The sequence below is a fragment of the Paraburkholderia sp. BL21I4N1 genome, assembly GCF_002973525.1.
GTDB lineage: Bacteria > Pseudomonadota > Gammaproteobacteria > Burkholderiales > Burkholderiaceae > Paraburkholderia.
Genome location: NZ_PVEN01000027.1, coordinates 61,074 through 68,504, shown reverse-complemented (window position 1 = coordinate 68,504; position 7,431 = coordinate 61,074). Strand labels below are relative to the sequence as shown.

At 59.3% G+C, this 7,431-nt stretch carries 2 protein-coding genes and 3 pseudogenes; 3 read left to right on the top strand and 2 right to left on the bottom strand.

The window, feature by feature from the left end:
* The first annotated feature begins 125 nt into the window (after nt 1–125).
* Nucleotides 126–926 (top strand): annotated as a pseudogene (locus tag B0G83_RS35990) (IS5 family transposase).
* A 15-nt stretch (nt 927–941) separates the two neighbouring features.
* Here the strand turns inward: B0G83_RS35990 and B0G83_RS35985 are convergent.
* Complete coding sequence (locus B0G83_RS35985; RefSeq protein ID WP_219849066.1) at nt 942–1,757, bottom strand: aspartate/glutamate racemase family protein; 816 nt, start codon at nt 1,755–1,757, stop codon at nt 942–944.
* 493 nt (nt 1,758–2,250) lie between these two features.
* Nucleotides 2,251–2,394 (bottom strand): annotated as a pseudogene (locus B0G83_RS35980) (IS110 family transposase); the annotation flags it as partial.
* A 388-nt stretch (nt 2,395–2,782) separates the two neighbouring features.
* On the opposite strand from B0G83_RS35980, the gene B0G83_RS35975 reads away from it, so the two are divergent.
* Nucleotides 2,783–3,820, top strand: coding sequence for a 2-oxoadipate dioxygenase/decarboxylase family protein (locus B0G83_RS35975; RefSeq protein ID WP_105512043.1), 1,038 nt, complete (start codon nt 2,783–2,785; stop codon nt 3,818–3,820).
* Nucleotides 3,786–6,732 (top strand): annotated as a pseudogene (locus B0G83_RS35970) (FAD-binding and (Fe-S)-binding domain-containing protein); the annotation flags it as partial. The gene B0G83_RS35975 and the pseudogene B0G83_RS35970, both read left to right, overlap by 35 nt.
* Nucleotides 6,733–7,431 lie beyond the last annotated feature (699 nt).

The window sequence follows — 7,431 nt, the reverse complement described above, 5'->3', positions numbered from 1 at the left end:
AGCTGCGTCATCATGTTGCTCCTCACAAAATCCGCTCCGTTTCCAGGATAGCTCGGCAGCAACGTAATGCCAGGACTTTTGCAGATATTCCTTAACCTTGTCGTTGTTTCGACGACGAAAAGGACATGGCCATACTCATACTGGACGACGAACTCTGGGCACTCATCGAACCGTTGCTGCTGCCGCCCAAACCGCGCCGCATCCGTCATCCTGGGCGCAAGCCGCTCGATGATCGTGCGGTGCTCACGGGCATTCTGTTCATCCTGCAGACTGGCCTGCGCTGGGACCTGCTGCCCCGCGAGATGGGCTGCGGCAGCGGCATGAGTTGCTGGCGCCGCCTGGGTGACTGGCAGGCCGCCGGTGTGTGGGACCGGTTGCACGAAGTGCTGCTTGCGCGGGCGCGCAGCCGGGCAGATCGACTGGTCTCGCGTCATCGTCGACTCATCTTCAATCCGTGCCGTGGGCGCAGGTCAAAAACGGGACCGAATCCCACCGACCGTGCGCGACCCGGTTCAAAGCACCACCTCATCACTGAAGCGCAGGGCATCCCGCTCGCGGTGATCCTGACTGGCGCCAACCGCCACGACGTTACCCAGCTACATGCACTGGTCGATGCCATCCCTCCCATCAGCGGCAAGCGCGGCAGACCACTTTCGAAACCTTCCGTCGTCTAGGGCGCCAGGGGCTACGATCACGACAAATATCGTCGCCCGCTGCACGCAGCCGGCATCGCGACAGAAATCGCGCGGCGTGGGCAGCCTCACGGCAGTGGCCTGGGCAAAACACGCTGGGTCGTAGAGCGAACCATCTCGTGGCTACATAACTTCCGGCGACTGCGAATACGCTTCGAACGCCTCGCCTTCATCCACGAAGCTTTCCTCAAAATGGCCTGCTGCATCATATGCTGGCGACGGTTGCAAAGTTAATTTTGTTAGCGCTTCTTATCTGTCGGCGGCGACAACAATGCGAGGGCCCAGCGCTTCCCGCTCGTCCAAGCATCTCAATTGTTCGAGCTCCTCTTCAGGCGGCGGTTCGCAAGACCACTTGCGGCTTGGAATCCACCCGCACTGCCGCTTGAGCAAGGCGCCATATTCCGCTCGCTTCAATGCAGCGATCGCTGCGTCGATGACGGGCACGCCCGTTGCGTCCTCCACGCTCTTATAGAACCCCATCTCCATGGTGCAGCCCAAGATAAGCGCTTCAGCATAGTCGCGCTCCACGGCTGTCCGCCCCGCAGCGATCAACCGGCGTCGCGTTTCCGCATGGTCGCGCTGAAAGTCCGTCACGCCGAGATCCACTGGATAGAACCCGGCCAGTTGCTGGGAATACCCGTAGCTCCGCACGAGACCTTCCATTTGGTAGACCCATTTCCGGCGACCAACAATCACGCCAAATCGATTGGCTAAATGATTGGCAATTTCGCATGCCGCTTCGCAGGAAGCACTCACCAGCATTTCTCCCGAGATCTCGCGGGCATCGTGCAGTGCGATGTCGTAGAAACAACCGATGGCCATGGCGTCGAAATTCTCCCGGGCCGCAGCCCGGGCGGCACGGACCACGCCACGTGTCATAATGGCTTCGTATGTGCGATATTCCGCATTGCGGAACCGGCCATCCGTTTCTGGGAGAGAGGCGATGTGCACTTCGGTGCCTGGCAGCTTGAATTGCTCCGCAAGTTCGGTGAACGCCTGCTTCTCGACATTCGTCTTTTGGGTGACGTTTAGGTAGAGAATCTTCACTTTCGGTTGTTTTTGCATACTTGACTCCTCGAACGCATTAACGACTGGAAAAGCGGCTACTCGGTGGATCCAGCAGTATGCTGCCGCCGCAGCATCTGCCTCGTTATCGGACAAGGGGCGCACCGGCCCACCTGATTCCTCCAACATGTCTCTTCCCTAGTCGAGACGCCAAGATCTAACCCCAGAAAGTCATCGTTTCACGGTGATGTAATGAGGATGACTGCCATCAAGATAGAACGCAAATACACCAAAATTGCGTCCTTATGCGTGGGACGCATAGTCGTTTTCAATGAGAGCGACCGCTCGTGCCTACGCTGTCTCCTTGTCGGACAGTACTAAGCCAGCTTTAAACATGCCGCAGCGCACCAGCTTCGCGATCGATCGCTGGCTGGCTCCTCGAAGCATGCAGCGGACGCATAAGCCGCACCACAAAACGAATTTGGGAAAGAATTTATGACGCGCCTACACTCGGTCACGATCTCGTGAGAAGCATTCAGGAATCCACGTTGTTTCAGGTTGTTTGGGGAGTGGGAGTGATCTGGAAACCCAGAGCCGTCGCGCGGCGTCTTAGGCGATCGATGCTGCGGTGCCGCTGCTGTTCTTCATAGCGCTGCTGTCCGTGGGCGACGAAGGCTTCGCCGCGCGTGAGCATGAAGGAAGATGGTGTTATTGCAAGACGCCCATGCGGACCTTCCTTGATTCACTCGGGCTCGCTAGGCAGAAACTGATCCCTCACTGAATCGCCTTCTTCCTTTTACTCGCCCGACTACCTGTCAGGTGCAGCCTAGGCTAATTGCAGTCTAGGCTAATACAACTCGACATCTGGCGGTCGTCTCCCGGGGAGCCACGTCCAGTAAGGCTTTCCGTTTGCGCCGGTTACGCCAGGCTCGATCTTGCAAGCCTTTGAAGAGTCATGGCTTTCCAGAACAAAGCGCCAGATTTTGCACGAAAAGGATGATTACCCCAAGGTTAGCTTCCCGATTGCACCAGCTGATCACTAGGGCTTCCTGCCCCGCGTGCGTCCCTGACCGATGAGATGAACGATGCGTAATGCGAATCTAGAACATCTGTTGCTAAAGCTGCTTGGCAGTGAGAAGGCTGAGGCCCTGTTCTCCACGCTTAACACGCCGCCATTGCTCAATGACCGGGAGGAAGGAGCGGTCACCCGTGCCGAGCTGGCTCGGGCGATGAACATGGCATTGTTTGACGATCTGCTCAATCGTTCGCCTAATGGATGCGCCTACACGCGTGAGACAGTCGCAAACGGCGGCTCCGTCTACTTCGAGCACGGCGCGTTGCGCACGGTGCGCTGGCCGCATAATTGCCCGCTACCTCCAGGAGAGGCCGCTATCACTCGGATCCTGCGCCCCCTTGGCTTCCGGTTGAATAGCCGATATCCGCTGGGCAAGCTGGGGATGACCGGCCGCGCTTATGCGCAGGACGAGATAGCGCAGTTTTTCGTGCGCGAGGTGAACCCGGAACGCTTCTCAAGAGAGATTCAGCAGGCTGTAACCAACGCGCTGGAGTCGTCCAGGGATCTCCTCACGCCTCTTGCGATCCAGCGGTTGTCTGAGCTTGAACAGGACGGCTCGCTGCCTATCGAGGCAGCCCAGGACCTGCTGCCCGTCATCGTACCCGCGTTCGCACGTCAACATGACATGCCCAGCGAAACCGACTATGAAGTGCTGCTCGCGGAGTCAGTGGAAATGGGGTGGATTGCGACTGAAGGCAACGCCTTCAATTACGCAACAGACTGTGTCGAAGACGTGTTCCAGCTCTCCGATGACGAAAAGGCAAAGGGCCGCCCGATGAAGCCGGAAGTAGCGCGCTCTCGTTCGGGTCGGTTGTTCCAGACCGCCTATCGTGCGGACGTCGTGGAGCGCCGATTCAGTACGTCAAACGGAGCAACGGTCAGGCGCCAGATGCCGGGTTCTTTCTATGAATTCATCACCCGAAGGTGCGAGTTCGATCGGGCGACCCGCAAGTGGGTTACCAATTTGCGATTCGATGCCGGCAATGCGGAAGGCATCTTCAAGATGACTGCCAATGCAGCGAACGACCCCGCAACCGCATCGATGTGATGCCGTGAAAGCTACCACGCCATATGCGGAAAATGTCGTTCTTCTGCAACATCTCGAGAGCGAACTCGCGCGTACGCTGCGGGGCGAAGTGCGCTTCGATGCCGGCTCCAAGGCGCTTTATGCCTCGGATGCGTCGAATTACCGGCAGGTGCCGCTCGGCGTGGTCGTGCCGCGCGACGTGGGCGATCTGACGAGGGCGCTCGAAATCTGCAATGAGTACGCGGTGCCGTTTCTCACGCGCGGCGGCGGGACCTCGCAGAACGGGCAGTGCGTGAATGTCGCCGTCGTTGCCGACGTGAGCAAGTGCGTGAACCGCATTGTCTGGATCGATCCCAATGCGCGCACGGCGATCGTCGAGCCCGGGGTAGTCTGCGATACGTTGCGTGATGCGGGCGAGAAATACGGTCTCACGTTCGGTCCCGATCCGGCCACGCACAGCCTGTGCACGCTCGGCGGCATGATCGGAAACAACTCGTACGGCGCGCATTCGGTGATGGCTGGCAAGACTGCCGACAACGTCGCGGCGCTCCAGATTGCGACCTACGACGGCGCGCGCTTCTGGGTCGGTCCGACACAGGAAGACAGGCTTGAGCGCATCATCGAGAAGGGCGGCCGGAAGGGCGAGATCTATCGCCAGTTGCGCGATCTACGTGACCGTTACAGCGATGCGATCCGCCGCGAGTTTCCGCAGATGCGCCGGCGCGTATCGGGTTTCAATCTCGACCAGCTGCTGCCGGAAAACGGCTTCAATGTCGCGCGCGCTGGTTGGCACCGAAGGCACCTGCGCGGTGACGCTGCGAGCGAAGGTGCGCCTTGTGGATAGTCCCGCCTGCCGCGTGATCCTCGTACTCGGTTTTGCCGACATCTTCGTTGCCGCGGACGGCGTCCCGCATTACGCGCGCTTCGGCCCGATCGCGATCGAAGGGCGGGACTGCGCGATCATCCGCGGCTTGCAGGCGCGTGGTCTGAAGGCCGACGAAATCTCGCTACTGCCACTAGGCAACGCGTGGGTCGTGCTGGAATTCGGTGCCGACACGGCCGAAGAAGCGCGCGCCAAAGCCGAAAAAGCGCGCGCATTCTTTTTGTCGGGTGAGGGCGGCGCCGGTGTGACTGGGTTCATCGTCGAAGGGGAGGTCAGGCAGGACCAGATCTGGTCGATTCGCGAAACTGGCGCATCGGCGGTCGCGTTGTCGGTCGACCGGTCGAAGCCCGATTCGATCGTCGGATGGGAAGATGCTGCGGTGGATCCGCTGCGTCTCGGCGATTACCTGCGGCGCTTCCAGTCGCTGGTGGACCGTTATGGTTACGAGACGTGCCTATACGGCCATTTCGGCGACGGCTGTGTGCACGCGCGCATCACCTTCGATCTGCGCAGCGTTGAAGGTGTGCATACGTGGCGTCGCTTTTTGCGAGAAGCGGCGGAACTGGTCGTCGAATTTGGCAGCTCGCTGTCGGGCGAACACGGCGACGGCGAGGCGAAGGCCGAATTCTTGCCGATGATGTACAGCCCCGACATCATCGCCGCGATGGAACAATTCAAGGCGATCTGGGATCCGGCGCAGCGCCTGAATCCGGGCAAGATTGTCAACGCCTATCGCGCCGACGAGAACCTGCGCATGGGACCAGCCTATATGCCGGTGCACCTGCGCACCAAACTCGCGTTTGAAAGCCGCGAAGGCTATGGCATGCAGCGCGCCGTTGAGCGGTGCATCGGCGCGGGCAAATGCCGCTCGCTCAACGGCGGCACGATGTGCCCGAGCTTCCGCGCGAGCCGCGAAGAAGCGCAATCGACGTGCGGCCGCGCTCATCTGACTTGGGAGACGCTGCAAGGCGAAGTCATCGAAGTCGGCTGGAACAGCAAGGAAGCAAAAGACGCGCTCGATACTTGTCTCGCGTGCAAAGGTTGTAAGAGCGATTGCCCGACGCACACGGATATGGCCACGTACAAGGCCGAATTCCTCTCCCAGTATTACGAACGCAATCGCCGGCCACGTCAGGCGATGTTCATGGGCAGAATCGGGCAATGGGCGCCGCTGGCGAGACGTTTTCCGTGGCTCACGAATCTTATGACGTCGTCGCGTTTCATCACGCCTATCAGCAGGTGGGTCGCCGGCCTCGCGCCGCAGCGCAATCTGCCGGTTTTCGCGTCGAAACCGTTCAGACAACTTGCGGATGGTCAGCGCGTGCGCGAAAGGCGTCCGAATGCGAGGCAGACGGGCAAGGTCATTCTGTGGGTTGATACCTTCAACGATCATTTCTCGCCTCAAATTGCGAGCGCCGCATTCGATGTCCTGACACTGCTCGGATACGACGTCCTGTTGCCTCACAAGCGTCTGTGTTGCGGGCGTCCGCTGTATGACTACGGGCTCATTAACCAGGCGAAGGCCTTGTTGCGACGCGCGGTCGACGACCTATCGGAAGACATCCTACTCGGCGTTCCGGTCGTCGGGCTTGAGCCAGGTTGTCTGTCCGTGTTCAAGGACGAATTACTCAAGCAGTTGCCGCAGGATGACATTGCGCGAAAGCTCTCGGCGCAAACGCATCTCTTGTCGGACTTCCTCGCCGAAACGGAGTTTCAGTGGCCAACGCTCGATGCCGATGTCATCGTGCACGGGCATTGTCATCAGAAATCGCTGTTCGGCATGAATGGCGAAACCGCGCTGCTCGACAAACTCGGTCTGCGCTGGAAGCTGCTCGATACAGGATGCTGCGGCATGGCTGGATCGTTCGGTTTCAACAACGAGCACTATGATCTGTCGATGAAAGTAGCGGAAGACAAGCTACTGCCGCTTTTGCGCGCAGCGCCGCCGGATGCATTGATCATGACCAACGACTTCAGTTGCCGTGAGCAGATCGAACAAGGTGTGAAGCGACCTGTCCTGCATATCGCCGAGCTCGCGCTTCGTGCGCTCAGGAGCGGGCATGGCGGCCGTCCGGGTTCTGGATCCAGAATAGCGGGCGACCTGACTTCAGCTTCAACTGGTGCATCCTTTCCCAATGCAGACAGATCAGGCCTGAGTTGCGCTCAGCACTCCTTGATCCGGTGGCCGAGTGGAAAAGATGTGAACGCGACTGGCCTGGTGGACCGAACGCCTGTCTGCGAGGGATTTTGGAGCAGACGGGGGCGGAGCCCACCTGCACATCGTCGTGGGCGGAGGTTTTGGTATGGCTGTTTTCGTATGGTTAGACACCTTGACGCGGCGGCGCGTGGGCTACTGGAGACATCAATGTCTTGCACACCCCCAGACTGGGGCGTGCCATTGGCGCCCTTCCAGGTGGGGTAGCGAGTACTCGGAGGACCTGAGGTGCGATCTCTTCAAGGTCCCTGTACCGTAACCTTCACAAAGGATGAGAAAGTTATGACGATCGTGGGAATGTCGTTGAGAAGTATGGTCGAGGATTGGTTGGCGCCCGACCCGAAGAGAGGATTTCGAGTCAGTCATTACGGACGATCCGGCAGGGGGCGATATGTGTGCGTCGTCGCAGACAACGGAAGCGGGTCAAAGGCGATGTTATTTTTTCGACACCGAAACGGAAAATGGTGCATTTTCCCACCCGATCCAGAGAGACCTGCCATGCGCATCGCTGAAGTTTCGTATGCCCGAGACTGA